The organism is Pseudomonas sp. KCJK9058 (assembly GCF_046230975.1).
In the GTDB taxonomy this organism is placed as follows: Bacteria; Pseudomonadota; Gammaproteobacteria; order Pseudomonadales; family Pseudomonadaceae; genus Aquipseudomonas; species Aquipseudomonas alloputida.
Window position 1 is genome coordinate 101778 of the sequence record NZ_JBJJLR010000004.1, and the last position, 22484, is coordinate 124261.

General features: G+C 60.1%; 19 protein-coding genes and 1 pseudogene. 10 read left to right on the forward strand and 10 right to left on the reverse strand.

What is annotated here, in order from left to right; translation table 11 throughout:
• Nucleotides 1–4 precede the first annotated feature (4 nt).
• Entirely contained in the window at nucleotides 5–1660 is a 1656-nt protein-coding gene (locus ACK59Z_RS04380; protein ID WP_047604666.1) for an ATP-binding cassette domain-containing protein, read from the reverse strand.
• 1 nt (nucleotide 1661) lies between these two features.
• Nucleotides 1662–2816 carry a YcaO-like family protein gene (locus ACK59Z_RS04385; RefSeq protein WP_003249575.1) on the reverse strand — a complete coding sequence of 385 codons (1155 nt, stop codon included), beginning with the start codon at nucleotides 2814–2816 and terminating at the stop codon, nucleotides 1662–1664.
• Between the two features lie 630 nt (nucleotides 2817–3446).
• On the opposite strand from ACK59Z_RS04385, the pseudogene ACK59Z_RS04390 reads away from it, so the two are divergent.
• Nucleotides 3447–3629 (forward strand): annotated as a pseudogene (locus ACK59Z_RS04390) (DUF3077 domain-containing protein); the annotation flags it as partial.
• A 178-nt stretch (nucleotides 3630–3807) separates the two neighbouring features.
• Nucleotides 3808–6108: a YgiQ family radical SAM protein gene (locus ACK59Z_RS04395; protein ID WP_003249577.1), complete on the forward strand. Its 2301-nt coding sequence runs from the start codon at nucleotides 3808–3810 to the stop codon at nucleotides 6106–6108.
• A gap of 137 nt (nucleotides 6109–6245) precedes the next feature.
• Here ACK59Z_RS04395 and ACK59Z_RS04400 read toward each other — a convergent pair whose 3' ends face one another.
• A complete protein-coding gene (locus tag ACK59Z_RS04400; protein WP_003249578.1) occupies nucleotides 6246–6833 on the reverse strand; it encodes a TIGR00730 family Rossman fold protein in 588 nt (195 codons plus the stop codon).
• Nucleotides 6834–7183: 350 nt separating this feature from the next.
• Here ACK59Z_RS04400 and azu point away from each other — a divergent pair, with 350 nt between their 5' ends.
• The gene (gene azu / locus ACK59Z_RS04405) at nucleotides 7184–7633 is read left to right on the forward strand and encodes an azurin (protein WP_003249580.1); all 450 of its coding nucleotides are present in this window, start codon (nucleotides 7184–7186) and stop codon (nucleotides 7631–7633) included.
• A gap of 102 nt (nucleotides 7634–7735) precedes the next feature.
• Here azu and nadE read toward each other — a convergent pair whose 3' ends face one another.
• Together nadE and pncB are read right to left on the reverse strand one after the other, a co-directional pair.
• The gene (nadE, locus tag ACK59Z_RS04410) at nucleotides 7736–8563 is read right to left on the reverse strand and encodes an ammonia-dependent NAD(+) synthetase (protein WP_003249583.1); all 828 of its coding nucleotides are present in this window, start codon (nucleotides 8561–8563) and stop codon (nucleotides 7736–7738) included.
• A gap of 3 nt (nucleotides 8564–8566) precedes the next feature.
• Nucleotides 8567–9772, reverse strand: coding sequence for a nicotinate phosphoribosyltransferase (pncB, locus tag ACK59Z_RS04415; protein ID WP_064613810.1), 1206 nt, complete (start codon nucleotides 9770–9772; stop codon nucleotides 8567–8569).
• Nucleotides 9773–10283: 511 nt separating this feature from the next.
• Between pncB and ACK59Z_RS04420 the strand changes: the two genes are divergently transcribed.
• From ACK59Z_RS04420 to ACK59Z_RS04445, 6 genes are all read left to right on the forward strand, one after another.
• Entirely contained in the window at nucleotides 10284–11420 is a 1137-nt protein-coding gene (locus ACK59Z_RS04420) for a branched-chain amino acid ABC transporter substrate-binding protein (protein ID WP_019752617.1), read from the forward strand.
• Nucleotides 11421–11574: 154 nt separating this feature from the next.
• Entirely contained in the window at nucleotides 11575–12489 is a 915-nt protein-coding gene (locus ACK59Z_RS04425; protein WP_003249590.1) for an ABC transporter permease subunit, read from the forward strand.
• A gap of 2 nt (nucleotides 12490–12491) precedes the next feature.
• On the forward strand, nucleotides 12492–13793 hold the full coding sequence (gene livM / locus ACK59Z_RS04430) for a high-affinity branched-chain amino acid ABC transporter permease LivM (protein ID WP_108191650.1): 1302 nt from the start codon (nucleotides 12492–12494) through the stop codon (nucleotides 13791–13793).
• Nucleotides 13790–14665: an ATP-binding cassette domain-containing protein gene (locus ACK59Z_RS04435; protein ID WP_003249594.1), complete on the forward strand. Its 876-nt coding sequence runs from the start codon at nucleotides 13790–13792 to the stop codon at nucleotides 14663–14665. Before livM ends, ACK59Z_RS04435 begins: the two co-directional genes overlap by 4 nt.
• Entirely contained in the window at nucleotides 14662–15378 is a 717-nt protein-coding gene (locus ACK59Z_RS04440) for an ABC transporter ATP-binding protein (protein WP_004576969.1), read from the forward strand. Before ACK59Z_RS04435 ends, ACK59Z_RS04440 begins: the two co-directional genes overlap by 4 nt.
• 593 nt (nucleotides 15379–15971) lie before the next feature.
• On the forward strand, nucleotides 15972–16736 hold the full coding sequence (locus ACK59Z_RS04445) for an SDR family oxidoreductase (RefSeq protein ID WP_003249597.1): 765 nt from the start codon (nucleotides 15972–15974) through the stop codon (nucleotides 16734–16736).
• A 48-nt stretch (nucleotides 16737–16784) separates the two neighbouring features.
• Here ACK59Z_RS04445 and ACK59Z_RS04450 read toward each other — a convergent pair whose 3' ends face one another.
• The 4 genes from ACK59Z_RS04450 to ACK59Z_RS04465 all read right to left on the reverse strand — a co-directional run bounded on the left by ACK59Z_RS04450 (nucleotide 16785) and on the right by ACK59Z_RS04465 (nucleotide 19502).
• Nucleotides 16785–17033: a hypothetical protein gene (locus ACK59Z_RS04450; RefSeq protein ID WP_012053847.1), complete on the reverse strand. Its 249-nt coding sequence runs from the start codon at nucleotides 17031–17033 to the stop codon at nucleotides 16785–16787.
• A 105-nt stretch (nucleotides 17034–17138) separates the two neighbouring features.
• Nucleotides 17139–18239 carry an AGE family epimerase/isomerase gene (locus tag ACK59Z_RS04455; RefSeq protein ID WP_060545171.1) on the reverse strand — a complete coding sequence of 367 codons (1101 nt, stop codon included), beginning with the start codon at nucleotides 18237–18239 and terminating at the stop codon, nucleotides 17139–17141.
• 52 nt (nucleotides 18240–18291) lie between these two features.
• Entirely contained in the window at nucleotides 18292–18927 is a 636-nt protein-coding gene (locus ACK59Z_RS04460; protein ID WP_003249603.1) for a TetR family transcriptional regulator, read from the reverse strand.
• A 122-nt stretch (nucleotides 18928–19049) separates the two neighbouring features.
• Nucleotides 19050–19502 carry a phage infection protein gene (locus ACK59Z_RS04465; protein ID WP_108191649.1) on the reverse strand — a complete coding sequence of 151 codons (453 nt, stop codon included), beginning with the start codon at nucleotides 19500–19502 and terminating at the stop codon, nucleotides 19050–19052.
• A 340-nt stretch (nucleotides 19503–19842) separates the two neighbouring features.
• Between ACK59Z_RS04465 and ACK59Z_RS04470 the strand changes: the two genes are divergently transcribed.
• Nucleotides 19843–21909 carry an AsmA family protein gene (locus tag ACK59Z_RS04470; protein ID WP_060545173.1) on the forward strand — a complete coding sequence of 689 codons (2067 nt, stop codon included), beginning with the start codon at nucleotides 19843–19845 and terminating at the stop codon, nucleotides 21907–21909.
• A gap of 39 nt (nucleotides 21910–21948) precedes the next feature.
• Here ACK59Z_RS04470 and ACK59Z_RS04475 read toward each other — a convergent pair whose 3' ends face one another.
• Nucleotides 21949–22479 carry a bacterioferritin gene (locus tag ACK59Z_RS04475; protein ID WP_004576962.1) on the reverse strand — a complete coding sequence of 177 codons (531 nt, stop codon included), beginning with the start codon at nucleotides 22477–22479 and terminating at the stop codon, nucleotides 21949–21951.
• Between the last annotated feature and the right edge of the window lie 5 nt (nucleotides 22480–22484).

The window sequence follows — 22484 nt, forward strand, 5'->3', positions numbered from 1 at the left end:
GCACCTACAAGGTTTGCGGTGCGCCTACTAGCTCAGAAATCTGAGCGATGTTCGTTTGCCCTTGGCTGATGATCCGCCCCTCGCTCAGGGTGATCACCCGGTCAAACCGCGACAGTGCGCTCTGATCATGCGTCACGCAAATCAGCCCTCGCCCTTCAAATGCTTCGAACAACAGGTCCCAGGTACGCTCTGCCGACGCGGCATCGAGCCCGGCTGTGGGTTCGTCAAAGAAATTGAATTCCCCAGGCTGATTAAGAAGGCGTAGCAGCGTCAGCCTGCGTGCTTCGCCGCCCGATATCGATTCTGCGCGTGCATCCAGATCAAGTTCGTACCAGTCTTTGCTCAGGCCCAACCGTTCAAGCCATCGTTCGATTTGAGCGCGATCATGAGCTTGCTCGAACAGCACCGCGCGGGGCAGGGGGCCGGGTATGAAATGCGCATCCTGAGGGCAGAGTCGTAATCGACTGAATTGTTCACTAGCGTCGAGCGACGCCAGGCACCTGCCGTGCAGGTGCACATCCTTGCGCAACGGGAATATCGTTCCCGCCAGCGTATGCAGAAGTGTCGATTTACCACATCCGCTGGGCCCGATCAGTGCGACCCGTTCTCCTTTGTGCAGTACCAAGGGTTCTTCGATGTGAAGTTGTACAGTATCTCGAGCGCTCAACTGGCACGGGGCGATGCTTAGGCCAGCGTCCTTGTCTTGGGACTTCGCCTCAGTAGTGCATGCTGGGCCGAACGAGGGGAGCTGGAGCCAGTGTTCGAGTTTGCGTTTGTCTAGCCGAAACTGGTCTAGCAATCGCCAGGCCTCAGCAAGTTGCGCAACCCCTGCCAGCAATCCGCTCACCAAGGTGAAGAGAGCAACCAGCTCGCCCAGGCTCAATTGCGGTGTTGCCAGAGCCTGATCATGGATACCCCACATGAGCAAACCGCCACTGCCCAGGCCTATGAACAGGGTACGCAGGCTCTGAATCCAACCCCCACTGTGAGCTACCTGCACTGCTGAGTCGGCATAGTGCGAAAGTGTCTGGTTGACCGGGAGCATTGCGGCATCCTCGGCCTTTTCCAGTTTGACCGTTGCCGCGCTGGCGAAGGTATCGACCCATTGTTCCGCCAGTTCATCCTCGCGCGCGTTCACTGCCTCGATATGTGGCCGGCGCCAGCGCACGAGGCGATCGTTGGCCCACAGGTAGGCCAGGCTCAAAGGGATGAGGCCGATCAATACCGAAGTAGCCCCCAGGTAAGCGAAGAGCGTTATCAGCACTGCAGCTTCGGCTAGCACCGGCCATGCCGAGCCAATCAAAAAGCCTAACCACCGCTCCTGTGCAGTAATGCCCCTATCCAGTACTTTTACCAGTGTTCCGCCATGGAGTTGTCCATAGGCCTCGAAGCGCTTGTCCAGCAATTCGCGGCACCAGCGGATGGAAAGTTGCTTCACGCGTTCCTGGCAAAGCCGCGCCAGGCACCAGGCTTGTAGAGGGGTCATTGAGGCTTGTAATGCGACGAGGCATATGAAAGCTCCGAGCAGAAGCTGGGAAGACGCGGCTGAGGTGGCCAGGTTGTCAATGATGTCGGCCAAGACTAGAGCAGGTACGACGGTCGTGATTTTCAGGAGCAGTGTCGCGCCGAGGGCGGCGAGAATTCCTCTATAGATTTGCATGTCATTGCCTTATGCCTTTGAGTGCACGCTGTGGCGCGACTGGAATACCTGATCTGATCAGGTGGAAGCGTTCAAGTCCGGGTATGAACACCTGAACAACCGTAGCGAGATTCGGGTGCTCATAAAGTGTGCGATAGAATGCGACCTTATTATGTTTTTCCAGGTTGATCAGTGTTCGCTTGACTTGCCCGCGCACGCTGAGATCGGTATGCGGAGGGTGAAAGGCGGGTACAGCATATGTGGGGCATGGGTGTATAAGTGCTGAAAGGCGGGTTGAATGAGTAAGCATTTTTTCAGCAGAGAGATCTTCTTGTTTTTCTGTGGCCCCAGAAAGCTGCTCGCACTGAACCTGCTCCGTTACGGCGCGGTACATTGCAATGGAGGGGTTGATGGAGCTGCCGGAGCCAATGCTGCTGAGTGCACCTTCTTTTTTACTACGAGAAACAGCAATGCAAAATGAAACTTCGTAAAAGTCGTGCGTCAAGTATATTTCTAGTTTTTTGGCCCGACGGAGAAGCTCGGTATCATGGGCAAATGTTTCTTCCAGAAAAGAACTCGAAGGTTGGTAAAGTTTGGGTGGGGAAGTCAGGCCGCAAAGTGATAGGTAGTACATAGAAAGTGCGTGACGTTCGATAGCTTCATTGATGGCGTGGAGCAGAGCCTCGTTCTCCGTGCAGCCAAGTGCTGTACCAGAGTTGGTCGAGTATTTGGAAAGAAAGCCCGCTGCAGTTTTTTCGATTTCATCAATGTTTCTGGAGGAAGGTGCTATCAATATCGCGGGAATGGCTATTTCGTCGTAGCTGTTCAATGCCTGAAGACTGAAATAAGGTATTCGGCAATCCGGGGGAATGGATTTTAGGAGCCAATCGTCAAATGGGGCTATCGATTGCAAAATTTGGTCGCTTTCGATGAGTGGTGGAGTGCTCTTGTCGACGAAGTAGTGCTCTAGGCTCTCAGCAAGGGCTCCTAGTTCGCAATGTTCCCCTTTTCCTGCCCCGCAAGAAACTTCTTTGTAGGCGCTGTCGTATAAGTGGCATGTGGCGACCAGGCTACTCTTTTTTGATAGTGCTGTTTTCGATTGAAGCCCTAAGTGATGATGCAGCCTTGTCAGCCGGTTGTAGGCCTCTTCTATGTTCAGCTCGCGTTCGGTAATCATGTTCTGCTCCTTGGTAGAGCCAGAAGGGGCTAAGCCCCTTCTGGTTTGTCACTTACAGAAGATTGAGAAATTCAACCTCGGACTCGGTGAATGTGTAGCTCATCACGCGTGGGATCTGCAGAGTGTGGATTTCAGAACGACGACGTCCCATGGCTAGTGCTCCTATAGAGTTGGTTTGAGTGCGCCTTTCAGCGCGTCATTGTTGTAGCACTTGTTTTTTTGGGGGTTCAAGAACTTCTCGGGATTTGTTGAGGAAAGTTAATGTAGGATTTTTTACTAAGACTAGAAGGTCGATTCCTACAATTCTTAAGAGATAAAGAAAAAAGCACCAATAATTAGCTGGTTAGCACTTTCTCAGGGTGGGGTAGGCTAAACATTCAGTAAAAATCTGAAGGAATTGCGATCGCTCAGCAGGGGGCGCGATCGCCATTGGTGTAAGCAGGCTCAGGTATTCCTGTGAGTAATCGCCTTGCCCCGATCCACCCCACGATCCCCTTTTCTTGAAGACAACCCGATGCAGGGGCAGGGGCCTGCTGTAAAGATTCGTTGATGTGTTGCCTGGGCTGGCCCTTTCGCGGGTGAACCCGCTCCTACAGGTTCACCATAGGCTTCAAGAGTTGCACCGTACCTGTGGGAGCGGGTTTACCCCACCCGTTGTTCCGCATCGAGCCCGGGATCCAGTGTAGAGACGCCCGCGAGCAGTCTTCGGAGTTGATGGGCTATGTGCGCGAACTGACCATCACTGGGTTGATGGATGAGAAGCCGATGATGATCTGGGCTGCCCATTACCTGAGTGCGATGGCCAAGGCGCTGCAAGGATTCTGTCGAACACCTGGCAACCCCACTACACCCCTCAAGCCAACCACCTGCCACGTCCATCCCCCAACCGTCGCCCCGCCCACCAATCCCCACGAATCCAGTCGGATTTGGTCAAAATTTGTGCTATATTCCGCGCCCGCGATTTCCCTGCACACCAGAACCGGTCACTGACATGCAAGCAGCCAAACCACTCTACGACTATCCCAAGTACTGGGCCGAATGCTTCGGGCCAGCACCTTTCCTGCCAATGAGCAGGGAGGAGATGGATCTGCTCGGCTGGGATTCCTGCGACATCATCATCGTGACCGGTGATGCCTACGTCGACCATCCGTCGTTCGGCATGGCCATCATTGGCCGTCTGCTGGAGGCCCAGGGCTTCCGCGTGGGCATCATCGCCCAGCCGAACTGGCAGTCGAAAGACGACTTCATGAAGCTCGGCGAACCGAACCTGTTCTTCGGCGTGGCCGCCGGTAACATGGACTCGATGATCAACCGCTACACCGCGGACAAGAAGATCCGTTCCGACGATGCCTACACCCCGGGTGGTCTGGCCGGCAGCCGTCCGGACCGTGCCAGCCTGGTGTACAGCCAGCGCTGCAAGGAGGCCTACAAGCATGTGCCGATCGTGCTCGGCGGCATCGAGGCTTCGCTGCGCCGCATCGCCCACTACGACTACTGGCAGGACAAGGTTCGTCACTCGATCCTGATCGACGCCAGCGCGGACATCCTGCTGTTCGGCAACGCCGAGCGTGCGGTGGTCGAGGTGGCCCAGCGCCTGTCCAACGGTGAGAAGATCGAGACCATCACCGACGTGCGCGGCACCGCCTTCGTGCGCCGCGATACCCCGCAGGGCTGGTACGAGATCGACTCCACCCGTATCGACCGCCCGGGGCGCGTCGACAAGATCATCAACCCGTACGTGAACACCCAGGACACCCAGGCCTGCGCCATCGAGCAGGCCAAGGGCGACCAGGAAGACCCGAACGAAGCCAAGGTGGTGCAAATTCTCGACAGCCCGGCCGTGACCCGGGAAAAGTCGGTGATCCGCCTGCCATCGTTCGAAAAGGTGCGTAACGACCCGGTGCTCTATGCCCATGCCAACCGCGTGCTGCACCTGGAGACCAACCCGGGCAACGCCCGCGCGCTGGTGCAGAAGCATGGTGAAGTGGATGTGTGGTTCAACCCGCCACCCATCCCCATGAGCACCGAGGAAATGGACTACGTGTTCGGCATGCCTTACGCCCGTGTGCCGCACCCGGCCTATGGCAAGGAGCGCATCCCGGCCTACGAGATGATCCGTTTCTCGGTGAACATCATGCGTGGCTGCTTCGGTGGCTGTACCTTCTGCTCGATCACCGAGCACGAAGGCCGCATCATCCAGAACCGCTCGCACGAGTCGATCCTGCACGAAATCGAAGAGATGCGTGACAAGGTGCCGGGCTTCACCGGCGTGGTCTCGGACCTTGGCGGGCCGACTGCCAACATGTACCGCATCGCCTGCAAAAGCCCCGAAATCGAGAAGCACTGCCGCAAGCCGTCGTGCGTATTCCCGGGTATCTGCGAAAACCTCAATACCGACCACAGCTCGCTGATCGAGCTGTACCGCAAGGCCCGTGCCTTGCCGGGTGTGAAAAAGATCCTGATTGCTTCCGGCCTGCGCTACGACCTGGCGGTGGAATCACCGGAGTACGTCAAGGAACTGGTCACCCACCACGTTGGCGGCTACCTGAAGATTGCCCCGGAGCACACCGAGCGTGGCCCGCTGGACAAGATGATGAAGCCGGGTATCGGCACCTATGACCGCTTCAAGCGCATGTTCGAGAAATTCTCGAAAGAAGCGGGCAAGGAGCAGTACCTGATCCCGTACTTCATTGCCGCGCACCCCGGTACCACCGACGAAGACATGATGAACCTGGCCCTGTGGCTGAAGGGCAATGGCTTCCGTGCCGACCAGGTACAGGCGTTCTACCCGTCGCCAATGGCCTCGGCTACGGCCATGTACCACTCAGGCAAGAACCCGCTGCGCAAGGTGACCTACAAGAGCGAAGGGGTGGAGATCGTCAAGAGCGACGAGCAACGCCGTCTGCACAAGGCGTTCTTGCGCTATCACGACCCGAAGGGCTGGCCGATGCTGCGTGAAGCGCTGCAGCGTATGGGGCGCGCCGACCTGATCGGGCCGGGCAAGCACCAGCTGATTCCGGCGCACCAGCCGCAGACCGACAGCTACCAGAGCGCGCGCCGCAAGAACTCGACCCCGGCGGGGAGCCACAAGGTGGGCAAGGACCAGAAGATCCTGACCCAGCACACCGGCCTGCCGCCGCGTGGCAGCGATGGCAGCAAGCCGTGGGACAAGCGCGAGAAGGCCAAGGCCGAAGCGTTTGCGCGCAACCAGCAGGCGGCCAAGGAGCGCAAAGAGGCGAGCAAGGGCGGCAAGGGCAACAAGAAGCCGCGTCAGCCTGTCATTCCGCGTTAACTGATCGACTATTGGGGCTGCTTTGCAGCCCATCGCGACACAAGGCCGCTCCCATATTGATCGGCTGTACGCAGTGCTTTTGTGGGAGCGGCCTTGTGTCGCGAAAGGACCGCGAAGCGGTCCCAAAAGTCTCAGCTTCAATCAGGCTGCTTGTCGACCCACTTAGGCGCGACCGGCGCCACAAAGCTGTCCATCCCGTCCAGCAGCTCGTCCGGCTGCTGCCCCAGCAGTAACATCGCCCGGTGTTGCGGGCGCACGAAGCCTTCTTCGACGATATGGTCGAGGAACCCGCCCAGCTTGTCGTAGAAACCGTTCACATCCAGTAGCCCGAGTGGCTTGGCGTGATAGCCCAGTTGCCCCCAGGTCCACACTTCGAACAGTTCCTCCAGCGTACCCAGCCCTCCCGGCAAGGCAATGAAGGCATCGCTCAGCTCGGCCATGCGGGCCTTGCGCGCATGCATGCCATCCACCACTTCCAGGCGGGTCAGGCCTTTGTGGCCGACTTCAGCGTCCAGCAGGCTCTGCGGAATGATCCCGACCACTTCGCCGCCGGCCGCCATGGCCGCGTCGGCCACCACGCCCATCAAGCCGACCGCGCCACCGCCATACACCAGGGTCAAGCCACGGCGGGCAATGGCCTGGCCTAGCGCGACGGCTGCTTCACGGTAGGCAGGGTTGGCGCCCATGCTGGCGCCGCAGAACACACAAACGGAACGTACGGGCATTGCTCATCTCCTGTCACTCAGGCGCACAGGGTACGGCGCATGCCCGTCGCTTCCAAGGCCGGGTTCATTCTGGTCGGGAGAATTCGCAGATGGCTCCTGTGGCGCCGTGGGCGTAGGCAGCGAGCAGGCTATTGAGGAAGTTGGAGATGGGCATTTGGTATTGCTCCTAAATGAGAGGTTGTCCCATCGTCTAATAAAAGGGCATGATGTGCCCTTAGATTGGTTGTATACAATCCATTGAACAATTCTACTGGCTGACCGCTTGACACCCCCCTTGACCCATATCAGCAAGGGGCTGAACGGTTTCAGGCAGTCTCGCAATTGATAAAACCCTGCCAAGGAGATTCATGATGTTTGCGAAAGCTGTAGCGGTATCCCTGCTGACCCTCGCCAGCGCTTCTGTCTTCGCAGCCGAATGCTCGGTCACTGTCGACTCGACTGACCAGATGTCCTACACCAGCAAGGAATTCACTGTCGACAAGAGCTGCAAGGAATTCACCGTCAAACTGACCCACTCTGGCAACCTGCCGAAGAACGTCATGGGCCACAACCTGGTGATCAGCAAGACTGCCGACATGCAGGCCATTGCCACCGAAGGCATGAGCCAGGGTCTGGATAAGGACTACCTGAAGGCTGACAACGCCGCGATCATCGCCCACACCAAGATGATCGGCGCGCCTGAGAAAGAAACCGAAGTGAAGTTCGACACTTCCAAGCTGGAAGCCGGTGGTGACTACAGCTTCTTCTGCACCTTCCCGGGCCACATCTCGATGATGAAAGGCAAGGTCATCGTCAAGTAATCAAAGGCTGACGGCGAACCCTGCAGGAGCGAGTTCACCCGCGAATGCGTCGGTGGGTTCACCCTCGTATTCGCGGGTGAACCCGCTCCTGCAGGCCACTTATCAAGGAGCGAACGGCAGTTCGCGCTTGTGCTGGGTCTTGCGGTAGGTGGCGACGATGATGTCGAACGCTGCCTGGTCAACCGGCTGCCCATGCAGGAAGGCATCGATCTGCGCGTAGGTCACGCCATGTGACGCCTCGTCCGGCTTGCCCGGCTCCAGGTCTTCCAGGTCGGCCGTTGGCACCTTTTCCACCAGTGACTCCGGCGCACCGAAGCTGCGCGCAATCGCCCGCACCTGATTCTTCACCAGCCCACTCAACGGCGCCAGGTCGCAGGCACCATCACCAAACTTGGTAAAGAAGCCCATCACCGCCTCGGCGGCGTGGTCGGTTCCGATCACCAGACCTGCGCGGGCGCCAGCGATGGTGTACTGGGCGACCATTCGGGTACGTGCCTTGACGTTGCCAACCACGAAGTCCACCAACGTCGGCGAGCCATTCTTCAACGCCGCCACTTCAGCTGCCAATGCACGCACTGCCGGGGCGATATCCACCGTGTGAACTTCATCTGCCTTGATCACATCCAGGCATGCCTGGGCGTCATGCTCGTCATGCTGTACCTGGTACGGCAGGCGCACGGCAATGAAGGTGTAGGCCTTGTCGCCGGTCTCGGCGCGCAGCTCGTTGATGGCGCGCTGGGCGAGCAGGGCGGCAGTCAGTGAGTCGACGCCACCGCTGATGCCCAGCACCAAGGTCTTGAGTCGAGCATTGGCCAGACAGTCCTTGATGAACGCCACCCGTCGGGCGACTTCGGCCTCGAGCGCTGCCGCGTCGGCGAACGGCGGCTGTACCTTCAGCGCCTGGGCAATCTCTTGCTGAACCGCTTGCATGGGTTACTCCTTGCTGGGGACTTTGAATACGTGACGCATGTAGGCGACGAAGTTCTCGTCGCGGCACTGGGTCTTGGCGGCTTCGTCAGAGATCTTGGCCACCGGCGCGCCGTTGCAGTCGGTCATTTTAAGCACGATGCTCATGGGTGCCACACCAGGGATGTCGCAGGTCAGGTTGGTGCCGATGCCAAAGCTGACGTTGATGCGGCCGCGCAGGGCGCGGAAAATTTCCAGCGAGCGGGTCAGGTTGAGGCCGTCAGAAAACACCAGGGTCTTGGTCATCGGGTCGATACCCAGTTTCTGGTAATGGGCAATGGCCTTTTCCGCCCAGGCTACCGGCTCGCCCGAATCATGGCGCAGGCCGTCGAACAGCTTGGCGAAGTACAGGTCGAAATCGCCGAGGAAGGCATCCATGGTGATGCAGTCGGTCAGGGCGATGCCGAGCAAGCCGCGGTACTCGCGTACCCAGCAGTCCAGCGCGGCGATCTGGCTGTCGATCAGCCGGGGGCCGAGCTGCTGGTGGGCCATGATCCACTCGTGGGCCATGGTGCCCAGCGGTTTGATATCCAGTTTCCATGCCAGGTCGACGTTGCTGGTGCCGACAAAACGGCCGGGGAAGTCGTCGCGCAGCACCCTTACCACTTCCTCCTGCACGCGGCTGGAAAAGCGCCGGCGGGTGCCGAAGTCGGCCACCTGCAGTTCGGCCAGCTCGTCGTCGCTGGCATGTGCACGCAGCCAGTCAAACTTGCGGTACAACTGATCCCGCGCCTCGGCCAGGCGCATGTGCGGGTGCAGATTGCGGTTGCGTACTTCGCTGATGATGGCCAGCAGCGGCACTTCGAACAGGATCACATGCAGCCACGGACCTTTCAGGCGCAGGAACAGCTGGTCGTTTTCGATGCCGACGTGCACGTAGCGCAGGTTGAAGCGGAACAGTCGCAGAAAGCGTAAAAAGTCGGGCTTGAGGAAGCTGATGCGTTCGAGGAAGGCCAGCTGGCCATCGTCCAGGGTGAGGTCGCCAAGCCGTTCGAGCTCATTACGAATTTCGCCGAGGTAGGGGCGCAGATCCTCACCGTTGCGGCAGCGGAATTCCCATTCGACGTCGGCGTCCGGGTAGTTGTGCAGCACTCCCTGCATCATGGTGAGTTTGTAGAAGTCGGTGTCGAGCAAGTTGTGCACGATGCGCTCGGCGAATGCGCTTTCGCTCATCAAGGGGGCTCCGGAAGCGGCGATTGGCGGCCATTGTGCCAGCCTTTTACCCCTTGTGTGGCTGTTCCGGCCTCTTCATGGCAAGCCCGCCCCTACACGGTGCGGGGCCTTGTTCCTATTTTAGGCGCGGGCGTGCCCGCGAAGAGGCCGAAACAGCCAAAACAGAGGTGTTTTTCCGTGCACCAGCTAGCCTTGAAACGGTGCCGCCTGTAGCAGTCGCGCACCAGCGGTGTGCAGTTCGGTGACGTCCGCTGTTACAGGGCGGTTGCACGTAAACACTTGCCAGGGTTGCAATGATGGCACTCGACGGTTGCTCCTTGTCTGTACGTGTGGTGGCGCCTGCCGCGTGGCAGACGGTTGCACGCTCAATAAAGAAAAGGCCGCCCGTCGCCTACAGGCACCCTGCACAGTGTGTTTTCCCGGAAGACAAAACCGATGGCACGGCCCTTGCTCTGAGCACAGGGCTGAGTAGTTGTAGTGCCAACCAAAAAAACTCTAGGAGCACCACCTCATGTCGCAGACGTTTTACAAGAAAGGTTTCCTGGCTCTGGCCGTAGCTACGGCGCTGGGTGTTTCTTCGTATGTTCAGGCCGACGTCAAGATCGGTGTAGCGGGCCCAATGACCGGTGCCAACGCAGCGTTTGGCGAGCAGTACATGAAAGGTGCGCAGGCAGCGGCCGACAAGATCAACGCCGCCGGTGGCGTGAATGGCGAGAAAATCGTCCTGGTCAAAGGCGATGACGCCTGTGAGCCGAAGCAAGCCGTGGCCGTGGCCAACCGACTGGTCGACCAGGACAAGGTGATCGGCGTAGTGGGCCACTTCTGTTCCTCCAACACGATCCCGGCGTCCGAGGTATATGACGAGGCGGGCGTAATCGCCATCACCCCAGGCTCCACCAACCCACAGGTCACTGAGCGCGGCCTGAGCGCCATGTTCCGCATGTGCGGCCGTGACGACCAGCAGGGTATCGTCGCTGGCGACTACATCGTCGACGTGCTCAAGGGCAAGAAGGTCGCGGTGTTGCACGACAAGGACACCTACGGCCAAGGCCTGGCTGACGCGACCAAGGCTCAGCTGAAGAAACGCGGCGTGGAGCCTGTGCTGTACGAAGGCCTCACCCGGGGCGAGAAAGACTTCAGCGCTGTGGTCACCAAGATCCGCTCTACCGGTGCCGACGTGGTCTATTTCGGCGGCCTGCACCCGGAAGCCGGCCCGCTGGTACGCCAGCTGCGCGAGCAGGGCCTGAAGGACGTCAAGTTCATGTCCGATGATGGCATCGTCACCGACGAGCTGGTGTCTACCGCCGGCGGCGCGCAATACGTTGACGGTGTGTACATGACTTTCGGTGCCGACCCGCGCCTGCTGCCAGACAGCAAGGCGGTGGTGGAGGAGTTCCGCAAGGCGGGCACCGAACCTGAGGGCTACACCCTGTACGCCTACGCTTCGCTGCAGGCTCTGGCTGCCGCGTTCAATGGCGCGAAGTCGAACAAGGGCGAAGACGCTGCCAAGTGGCTCAAGGCCAACCCGGTGCAGACCGTCATGGGTGAGAAGAAGTGGGACAGCAAGGGCGACCTGACCGTGTCCGACTACGTGGTCTACCAGTGGGACAAGACCGGTAAATACCACCAGCTGGAAAAACAAAAATAACAACGGCCCGCGGCCCGGGCGGTTGCTCGGGCCCAAGCCCCGCGGTACCTGTCTTTATTCGTAGATCTGCACAGTTCTGCGCTGCGAGGGCCCCGCACAGGTGGCCCGCGCCGTGGTCGGCGCTCGTGCAATCTCAATCAGGTGAGATTGCGTTATGGATGGTATTTTCCTGCAGCAACTGGTCAACGGCCTGACCCTCGGGTCGGTCTATGGCCTGATCGCCATCGGCTACACAATGGTCTATGGCATTATCGGCATGATCAACTTCGCGCACGGCGAGGTGTACATGATCTCCGCTTACCTCGCGGCGATCAGCCTGGCATTGCTGGCTTACTTCGGTGTCGAATCGTTCCCCCTGCTGATGCTGGGCACCTTGTTGTTCACCATCGTCGTCACCGGCGTTTATGGTTTCACCATCGAGCGCATCGCCTACAAACCGCTGCGTAACTCCACCCGCCTGGCACCGCTGATCAGTGCCATCGGCATTTCGCTGATCCTGCAGAACTACGCACAGATCAGCCAGGGCGCCCGCCAGCAAGGCGTGCCAACCCTACTGGAAGGTGCTATGCGTGTCGAAGTCGGGTCCGGCTTCGTGCAACTGACTTATACCAAGATCTTCATCCTGGTGGCGGCCTTTGTCGGCATGGGCCTGCTGACCTACGTGATCAAGTACACCAAGCTCGGCCGCATGTGCCGTGCTACCCAGCAAGACCGCAAGATGGCCTCGATCCTGGGTATCAACACCGACCGGGTAATCTCCTACGTGTTCGTCATCGGTGCAGTGATGGCCGCCCTGGCCGGCGTGCTCATCACCATGAACTACGGCACCTTCGACTTCTACGCCGGCTTCATCATCGGTATCAAGGCGTTCACCGCCGCTGTGCTCGGTGGCATCGGCTCGCTGCCTGGCGCGATGCTCGGCGGGATCATCCTGGGTATTTCCGAGTCGCTGTTCTCCGGCCTGATCAACTCCGACTACAAGGACGTGTTCAGCTTCTCGCTGCTGGTGATGATCCTTATCTTCCGCCCACAAGGCCTGCTGGGTCGCCCGCTCGTGGCTAAGGTGTGAACATGTCGATTGCCAAAATTGCCTCTGCCTCTGAAACCAAAGGTTTCGATCTCAAGCGCAGCCTGCTCGAGACCATCGTTGCCGGCTTGCTGGCGCTGATTGTCTTCGGCCCGATCGTCGGCGTGGTGCTCGACGGTTATACCTTCAACGCCGAACCTCGTCGGGTTGCCTGGCTGGTCGGCGGAGTGATGCTCGGGCGTTTCCTGCTCAGCCTGTACGTGCAGACCGCTGCCGGGCGGCGCATGCTCGAGGGCTTCGACAGTGGCGGCTCGGGCGTGCATGTGCGCGCGCCGAACTATGTGTCGCGGCTACGCTACATCATCCCGGCGCTGGTGGTGATTGCCATCGTCTTCCCGATTTTCGCCAACAAGTACCTGCTGACCGTGGTCATTCTTGGCCTGATCTACGTACTGCTGGGCCTGGGCCTGAACATCGTGGTGGGCCTGGCCGGCCTGCTCGACCTGGGTTATGTAGCGTTCTACGCCATCGGTGCCTACGGCCTGGCGCTGGGGTACCAATACCTTGGCCTGGGCTTCTGGAGCGTGCTGCCGCTGGCGGCCATCGCGGCGGCGTTGGCGGGGTGCATCCTGGGCTTCCCGGTGCTCCGGATGCACGGTGACTACCTGGCGATCGTGACCCTGGGCTTTGGCGAAATCATTCGCCTGGTGCTGAACAACTGGCTGTCGTTCACCGGTGGCCCCAACGGCATGCCGGCGCCATCGCCAACCTTCTTCGGCCTGGAGTTCGGCCGCCGCGCCAAGGACGGTGGGGTGCCGATCCATGAGTTCTTCGGCTTCGAATACAACGCCAACCTCAAGTTCGTGTTCATCTATGCGGTGCTGTTCATGGTCGTACTGGCGGTGCTGTACATCAAGCACCGCCTGACCCGCATGCCGGTCGGCCGGGCCTGGGAAGCGCTGCGCGAAGACGAGATCGCTTGCCGTTCGATGGGCCTGAACCACGTATTGGTCAAGCTCTCGGCGTTTACCCTTGGCGCCTCTACCGCCGGCCTGGCCGGGGTGTTCTTTGCCACCTACCAGGGTTTCGTCAACCCGTCTTCATTCACCTTCTTCGAGTCGGCGTTGATCCTTGCCATTGTCGTACTGGGGGGTATGGGCTCGACCGTGGGCGTGGTCATTGCGGCGTTCGTGCTGACCGTGGCGCCAGAGCTGCTGCGCAGCTTCTCCGAATACCGGGTGCTGCTGTTCGGCGTGCTGATGGTGCTGATGATGATCTGGCGACCGCGTGGGCTGATCCGCATCAGCCGTACCGGTGTGACCCCGCGTAAAGGAGTGGCGCCATGAGCGACGATATCATTCTCTCGGTCGACAACCTGATGATGCAGTTCGGTGGCATCAAGGCGCTCAGCGATGTCAGCCTGAAGGTCCGGCGCAACCAGATCTTCGCCCTGATCGGCCCCAATGGCGCCGGCAAGACTACGGTGTTCAACTGCCTGACCGGCTTTTACAAGGCCAGTGGCGGGCGCATCGAGCTGAACGTGCGCGGCAGCCATACCAACGTGATCCAGCTGCTCGGTGAGCGCTTCCAGCCGGCCGACTTCGTTTCGCCTGCGCGCTTTGCCAACCGCATGTACTACAAGATGTTCGGCGGTACCCATTTGGTCAACCGCGCCGGCCTGGCACGCACCTTCCAGAACATCCGGCTGTTCAAGGAAATGTCGGTGGTGGAGAACCTGCTGGTGGCGCAGCACATGTGGGTCAACCGAAACCTGCTGGCAGGTGTGTTCAACACCAAGGCCTATCGCAAGGCGGAGAGCGATGCGCTGGACCACGCCTTCTACTGGCTGGAAGTGGTCGACCTGGTCGATTGTGCCAACCGCTTGGCCGGCGAACTGTCGTACGGCCAGCAGCGCCGCCTGGAAATTGCCCGGGCCATGTGCACGCGGCCGAAGATCATCTGCTTGGACGAACCGGCGGCGGGCCTGAACCCGCAGGAAACCGAAGCACTCAGCCGCATGATCCGTGTGCTACGTGACGAGCACGACATCACTGTGGTGCTGATCGAGCACGACATGGGCATGGTCATGAGTATCTCCGACCATATCGTGGTGCTGGACCACGGCAATGTGATTGCCGAAGGTGCGCCGCAGGACATCCGCCACAACCCGACGGTGATTGCCGCCTACCTGGGTGCAGACGAAGAGGAACTGGTATGAGTGCACCCATTCTCGAGCTGAAAGACCTGGACGTGTTCTATGGGCCGATCCAGGCACTGAAGAAAGTCTCGATGCACATCAACGAGGGCGAGACGGTAAGCCTGATCGGCGCCAACGGTGCCGGCAAGTCGACCCTGCTGATGTCGATTTTCGGCCAGCCGCGGGCGGCATCCGGGCATATCGTGTACCGTGGCACCGACATTACCCGCAAATCCTCGCACTACATCGCCTCCAACGGCATTGCCCAGTCGCCGGAGGGGCGCCGGGTGTTTCCCGACATGACTGTCGAGGAAAACCTGATGATGGGTACCATCCCCATCGGCGACAAGCATGCCGACGAAGACATGCAGCGCATGTACGAGCTGTTCCCGCGGTTGAAGGAGCGGCGTAACCAGCGGGCCATGACCATGTCGGGTGGCGAGCAGCAAATGCTGGCGATTGCCCGGGCGCTGATGAGCCGGCCGAAGTTGCTGTTGCTGGACGAGCCCTCGCTGGGGCTGGCGCCGATCGTGGTCAAGCAGATTTTCTCGACCCTGCGAGAACTGGCCAAGACCGGGATGACCATCTTCCTCGTGGAACAGAACGCCAACCATGCGCTGAAACTGTCGGACCGGGCCTATGTGATGGTCAACGGGCAGATTCGCATGACCGGGACCGGGCAGGAACTGTTGGTCAATGAGGAAGTGCGTAACGCTTATCTGGGCGGGCACTGAGTTGTATGCAGGGGCTGCAATGCAGCCCCCTTCTCAATGTGGAAAACTTGTCGTTCCCTTCTCCCGAAACACACCCATATTACTTCGCAAGCCATTGTTTCCACAGGCCAACTCTTTTCCACGGATAGTGTGGAGCCGCCTGTGGAAAACATGGTGGCATATCGCTCAAGCCCTTGAGTATCAAGCCCTGTAGCGATTTGATCATTTTTTGTTCATATCCCCGTTGTGGATGATTTCCCCAAGCGTTCAAAATCTCTGCGTGCACTTGAAGTGCTGCGATAATCCTGTGGATAACTCTGTGTAAAAACCTTGGACAGACCGCTGTAGGCGGCATGTTTGAAAGCCTTGCGCCATCACCGCCAAGATATCCACCGACCACAACCCGCTGAAAGGGTTCCGTGCGGTGGACAAGTTGCCCCCAATCCGTGGGGAAAGCCTTGTGGATAACATGCGTATACCTGGCGGCGAGCCCTCTGCCGCAAGGGTTTGCAGAATATGAACAAAAAATGAACAGCCCCTGAACGGCTTGCTGTCAAGGCCAGGCGCGGGCATGCTGCAAAGCTGCCATGACAACCTAGCGTGAGGAACACAGCATGACGTCCACCGTATTCATCACTGGCGCGACTTCCGGTTTCGGCGAGGCCACTGCCCGCCGCTTCGCAGAAGCCGGCTGGAAGCTGGTACTCACTGGGCGCCGCAAAGAGCGCCTGGACGCCCTGTGCGCTGAACTGTCGGCCAAGACCGAAGTGCATGGCCTGGTGCTGGACGTGCGTGACCGCAAAGCCATGGAGCAGGCTATTGCCAATCTGCCGGCCGGCTTTGAAAAGATTCGCGGTCTGGTCAACAACGCCGGCTTGGCGCTGGGTGTGGATGCTGCGCAGAACTGCAGCCTGGACGACTGGGAAACCATGGTCGACACCAACATCAAGGGCCTGATGTACACCACTCGCCTGCTGCTGCCACGGCTCATCGCCCATGGCCGCGGCGCGTCGATCCTGAACGTCGGGTCGGTGGCGGGCAACTACCCGTACCCGGGCAGCAACGTGTATGGCGGCACCAAGGCCTTCGTCGGCCAGTTCTCGCTGAGCCTGCGTTGCGACCTGCGCGGTACCGGTGTGCGTGTGAGCAACATCGAGCCGGGTCTGTGCGAGAGCGAGTTCTCGCTGGTGCGCTTCGGGGGTGACCAGGCCAAGTACGATGCTACCTACGCGGGTGCGGAGCCGATCCAGCCACAGGATATTGCCGAGACCATCTTCTGGATCCTCAACCAGCCGGCGCACATCAATATCAACAGCCTGGAACTGATGCCGGTGAGCCAGGACTGGGCAGGGTTCTCGATCGACCGATCAAAAGGCTAAGCAAGAGGCGCGAACCGGAAAGATCCGGTTCGCGAAGCAACGCATCGCTCAGTTGATATAGTAAAAGCTGGTTCTTTCTTTAGGAATGATGCCTAACGCTTGAAGGACATCGTTGATGGCGTCATGCCGGCCCATGTCCTCGGCCGTTGCTTTGCAATTGATGACACGGCGCAGGCTTAGCAGGTAGCTGAGTTTGCCATGGGAGTGCTCGTCATAGCGGTGGCCGTGATCGATTATCTTCTGTGCCGCTCGGTTGATCTGCTCTTCGACAAATGCCTTGAAGGCTTCTGCTTCCATGTTGGTTACTCCTGAACGTTCGAGAAAGGAGCACCAACATAGGCGTGGGGAGATGCTTCCGGCAGAGGGAAACGCTCACCCCTGACAGGTTCGTTGTATGGACAGTCAGAGGTTCGCCTGATTCAGCCCTTCCAGGCAGGTAGCCAAGTGATAAGGCGTGGTCGATGGCATGTCATCCCTGCTCACCGCGCCGTCACCCCCTCGGCACTCATACCAGCCGGCGTCACGCAGGAACCGCGCTGAAAGGGCGCCCAACTGCCCCGCGAGCTTTGCTTCACTGCCTTCACGCAATGTAAGCGCCCGCAGGTACTCGGCCTGCGCCCAGATACGCTGGGAGGCATCAAGCACCCGGCCATCCACATTCAGCATGGCCAGTACGGCCGCATCCTTCACCCCGAATTGCTCGGCAAAGCCGAAGGCCCGGTCTATCGACGCATGCAGCGGCGTGTCACGCAGCAGCGGGGAGGTATGCAGCAGATAGAACCACTCGAACTGGTGCCCAGGCTCGAACCAGTTATCCACAGCCCCGTGTGGCTTTTCCAGCATCAGGCCATGGGCCGGTTCAATGAAATGCGCCTCGAGCGCCTGGCACAATTGCAGCAGCGACTGGCGGACATGTTCGTCGCCACGCACTGCCAGTACTTGCAGGAACGCTTCGGCCAGGTGCATCTGCGGGTTCTGCAGCGGGCCACTGCCGAGGTCGGCCCAGTCTTCGCCCAGGCAGGCTTCGTACAGGCCATCGTCACGGGCGAACTGCTGGTCGATGATGTCCAGCGCGGCATTCAACGTGGACTCCACCAGGCTTTCGCGCACTTTGCCCCAGTAGTGCGCGCAGGCGAACACGATGAAGGCGTGGGTATACAGGTCCTTACGCCGGTCCAGCGGCTTGCCTTGGGCGTCGATGCTGTAGAACCAGCCACCGTGCTCGGCATCGTGGAAGTGCTTTTGCAGCGAGCGAAACAGGGCTGCGGCACGCTCCGCAGCTCCCGGTTGCCCGATACGGCTGCTGAACACATACAGCTGGCGTGCACAGGCCATGGCCCGGTAGCGCTGCACCGGCAACGGATGGTGCTGGGCGTCCAGCGCTTCGTAGGGCAGAGCCATGTCGGCGTTCCAGCCCGGGCCTTGCCACAGCGGCACGATGCGTTCGGCGAAGTGCTGGTTGAAGCGGGCCAGTTCGGGCAGGGTGGGGCGGGGGTCGGACATTTCGGCGCTCGTCGCTGTCGGGCAGGGCGCCATGGTAGCAGAAGTGGGGTTTTCAGTAGCCTGGGTTGCCGAGCCCCTGCCAATGCCGCGCCCCGACAAAGATGAAGCGCAACTGCTGGGTGATCTTTTCCTGGGGCGTCAGGGCCTGTGGATAACCCGCTTCCGGGTTGTCGATAAGTTCGGGCAGGGTGGCGAACACGGTCTTCACCACCAGGTCGGCCATCACCGCAAGCGCGGCGCTGTCCAGGTGTTGCCAGCGCTTCATCCGAGCAAGGTCGGTGGCAAGGTCGTCGCTGATATCCTGGCGCAGGCGGGCAATGGCCTGGCGCACGGCCTGCGCACCGCCGTATTGCTCGCGGGCCAGGAACAGGAACTGCGCGCGGTGGGCGGCTACCACGTCGAGGAAGATGCGCACCGAGGCGTCGGTGATGCCGCCCAGTTCGAATTCGTTCTGGCGCACCAGTCGGATGGTCTGGCGGAAGGTGGTGTCGATTTCGGCGACAAGGGCCAGGCCCAGAGCGTCCATGTCGGAGAAATGCCGATAGAAGCCGGTCGGCACGATGCCAGCTGTCTTCGCCACTTCGCGCAGGCTGATACTGCCGAAACCACGGCCACTCTCCATGAGCAGGCAGGCGGCATCGAGCAGGGCCTGGCGGGTCTGTAGCTTCTGTTCGGCGCGCGGCAGCATGATGCGGGCTTCTGTAACGGTCAGGCTGGGCACTCTAGATAAAAAAACAAAGCCCGGTCAATGGACCGGGCCTGGAGGGGAGCAAGCGTTGTGACAGAAGTTGTTCTTTTCGGCCATGGCGATCAGCTCACACGGCTGAGTTCAACCAGGCGATCCGAGCCACCTTCAGCAACGCGGCCAGAACGTTCGATCAGGCGATCAGAGCCACCTTCGGCAACACGGCCGGAACGTTCGATCAGGCGATCAGAGCCACCTTCGGCAACGCGGCCAGAACGTTCGATCAGGCGATCGGAGCCACCTTCGGCAACGCGGCCAGTACGTTCGATCAGGCGATCGGAGCCACCTTCGGCAACGCGGCTAGAACGTTCGATCAGGCGATCAGCGCCACCTTCGGCAACACGGGCAGAACGTTCGATCAGGCGATCGGAGCCGCCTTCAGCGACGGTTTTCAGCGGCTGGGCGATTTCGGCAGCGCTGGAGCGCGCTTCGGACGTCAGGTGTTGCTCGGACGCCGGCAGGGCGAAAGCGTTGGCGGCCAGAAGGGACAGGGTCAGGGTCAGCAGATGGCGTTTCATGATTTCGGTGCTCCTCTCGGGGGCTGGAAAGTGGGTACGAAGCCAATGCTACGCCGCGTAACGCCAGAGAGAAGTTCATACGGGTAATGGTAACAATCGACCATATTGATAGAGGTTTTCAGGGCGTCTATTCCGGCCATTGCAGCCATGCAGGCAATCCCCTTGCCCGGTTGGCGGTGGGTAACATGTACAGTCTGGTAAGACAAATTTCTGAGCAAGAGGCCAGGAAAAACTTCGCTATCATGGCGCCACCGATAAAACCTCACGGGTTTTCATCAGTCGGAGTTATTGAGGCCATCGCTGCGCCTGTTTTCTGTCATGCCGCAAGGAGAAATACGCAATGACGCGTCCCGCCAGAATCCTCGTCTGGACCCTCGCCAGCCTGCTTACCGTGCTGGCGATCCTGGTGGTAGTGATTGCCACCTTCGACTGGAACCGCGTCAAGCCACTGCTCAACGAGAAGGTCTCCGAAGCCTTGCATCGGCCCTTCGCGATCAACGGCAACCTCGCCGTGCACTGGCGTACCGAGCCCGAAGAGGGCGGTTGGCGTGCCTGGGTGCCTTGGCCGCACTTCATTGCCGAAGACCTGACGCTGGGCAACCCCGAGTGGCTCAAGGAGCCGAAGATGGTCGGCCTTGAGCGCGTGGAGTTTCGCCTGGCGCCGCTACCGCTGGTGTTCCAGCAGATCAGCATACCCCGCATCAACCTCACCAAGCCCACTGCCAGCCTCACTCGCCTGGCCGATGGCCGCGCCAACTGGGTCTTCGACTTCGGCCCCAAGGATGAAAACGCTGAACCTTCCAAATGGCAGCTGGACATCGGCGCCATCGGCTTTGACCAAGGCAACGTCAGCTTCGACGACCAGACCCTCAAAACCAGCATGAAGGTGCAGATTGACCCGCTTGGCAAGCCAATCCCGTTCAGTGAGATTGTCGGCAAGGCCAGCGCCGAGAAGGCCGGCGGTGCGCAGGACTATGCCTTCGGCCTCAAGGCCCAGGGCCGCTACAAAGGCCAGCCAGTGTCCGGCACCGGCAAGATCGGCGGCCTGCTGGCCCTGCAGGACGCCAGCCAGCCGTTCCCGCTGCAGGCCGACGTGCGCATCGCCGACACCCATGTGGTGCTCGCGGGCACCCTCACCGACCCGCGCAACCTTGGTGCCCTCGACCTGCGCCTGCGTTTGTCGGGTGCCAGCCTGGGCAACCTCTACCCATTGACCGGCGTCACCTTGCCTGACACCCCGGCCTATTCCACCGACGGCCGCCTAAGCGCCAACCTGCAGGCGGCGCAAGGGGCGTCGTTCAATTACCAGGGCTTCAACGGCAAGATCGGCGACAGCGATATCCATGGGGACCTGGCCTTCGTTGCCAGCCAGCCACGGCCCAGACTGTCTGGCAACCTGGTATCGAACCAGTTGCTGTTCAAGGACCTGGCGCCGCTGATCGGTGCCGACTCCAATGCCGAACAGAAGGCCCGCGGCGGTGCCAGCAAGCAGCCTGCAGGCAAGGTGCTGCCAGTGGAGGCGTTTCGCACCGAGCGTTGGCGGGCAATGGACGCTGATGTCACCTTTGCTGGCAAGCGCATCGTGCACAGCGCGCAACTGCCGTTCACTGACCTGTCGGCCCATGTGGTGCTCGAAGACGGCCTGTTACGCCTGGAGCCCCTGCGCTTTGGCGTGGCCGGCGGCAGCCTGGCCTCCAACATCCGCCTGGACGGGCGCAGCGTGCCCTTGCAGGGGCGCGCGAAGTTGACTGCGCGTGGCTTCAAGCTCAAGCAACTGTTCCCTACCTTCGCGCCAATGCAGACCAGCTTTGGTGAGCTCAATGGCGACGCCGACATCAGCGGCCGTGGCAACTCGGTAGCTGCCTTGCTGGGTACAGCCAATGGCGACTTGCGCATGCTGATCAACGATGGCGCCATCAGCCGCAGCCTGATGGAAATTGCCGGCTTGAACGTGGGCAACTATGTGGTCGGCAAGCTGTTTGGTGATGAGGACGTGAAGATCAACTGTGCGGCGGCCGATGTGGGCATCAAGGATGGCCTGGCGACTACGCGGCTGTTCATCTTCGATACCGAGAACGCGATCATCTACATCGACGGCACGGCGAACTTCGCTTCCGAGCAACTGGATTTGAACATCACCCCGGAATCGAAAGGGCTGCGGTTGTTCTCGCTGCGTTCACCCCTGTATGTGCGCGGACCGTTTGCCAAACCGAACGCCGGTGTGCAGGCATTGCCGCTGGCGTTGCGTGGCGCAGGTATGGTTGCGCTGGGTGTGGTGGCTGGGCCGGCGGCGGGGTTGCTGGCGCTGATTGCGCCCAGCAGCGGGGATGACCCGAACCAGTGCACACCGTTGTTGCAGCAGATGAAGGCAGGCAAGGCGCCGGCAGCGGTGAAAGCGCGGAAATAGCAAGGGGCCGCAAAAGCGGCCCCTTGAGGGTGTCAGAAATCAAAGGCCTTGCAACAGGTCGGACATATCGTCCGCGTGCTCTTCTTCCTGCGCCAGGATGTCTTCGAAGATACGACGGGTAGTCGGGTCTTTATCCCCGATGTACTGAATGATCTCGCGGTAGCTGTCGATGGCAATGCGCTCTGCCACCAGGTCTTCCAGCACCATCTCTTTCAGCGAATTGCCGGCCACGTACTGGGCATGCGAGTGCTTGGTCAGGTTGTCGGGGTTGAAGTCCGGCTCCCCGCCCAGTTGCACGATGCGTTCGGCCAGCTTGTCGGCATGTTCGGCTTCCTGGTTGGCATGTTCCAGAAACTCCTCGGCAGCCACACTGGCTTTGATGCCGCTGGCCATGAAGTAATGGCGCTTGTAGCGAAGAACACAGACCAGCTCGGTGGCCAGCGATTCATTAAGCAGGCGCAGGATCTGCTCACGGTCAGCGTGGTAACCCTCGGTCACCGCGCCCTGCTCCACATGCTGGCGTGCACGCTCGCGCAGGGTCTTCACATCGGTCAGTTCAACATTGCTCATGGGTT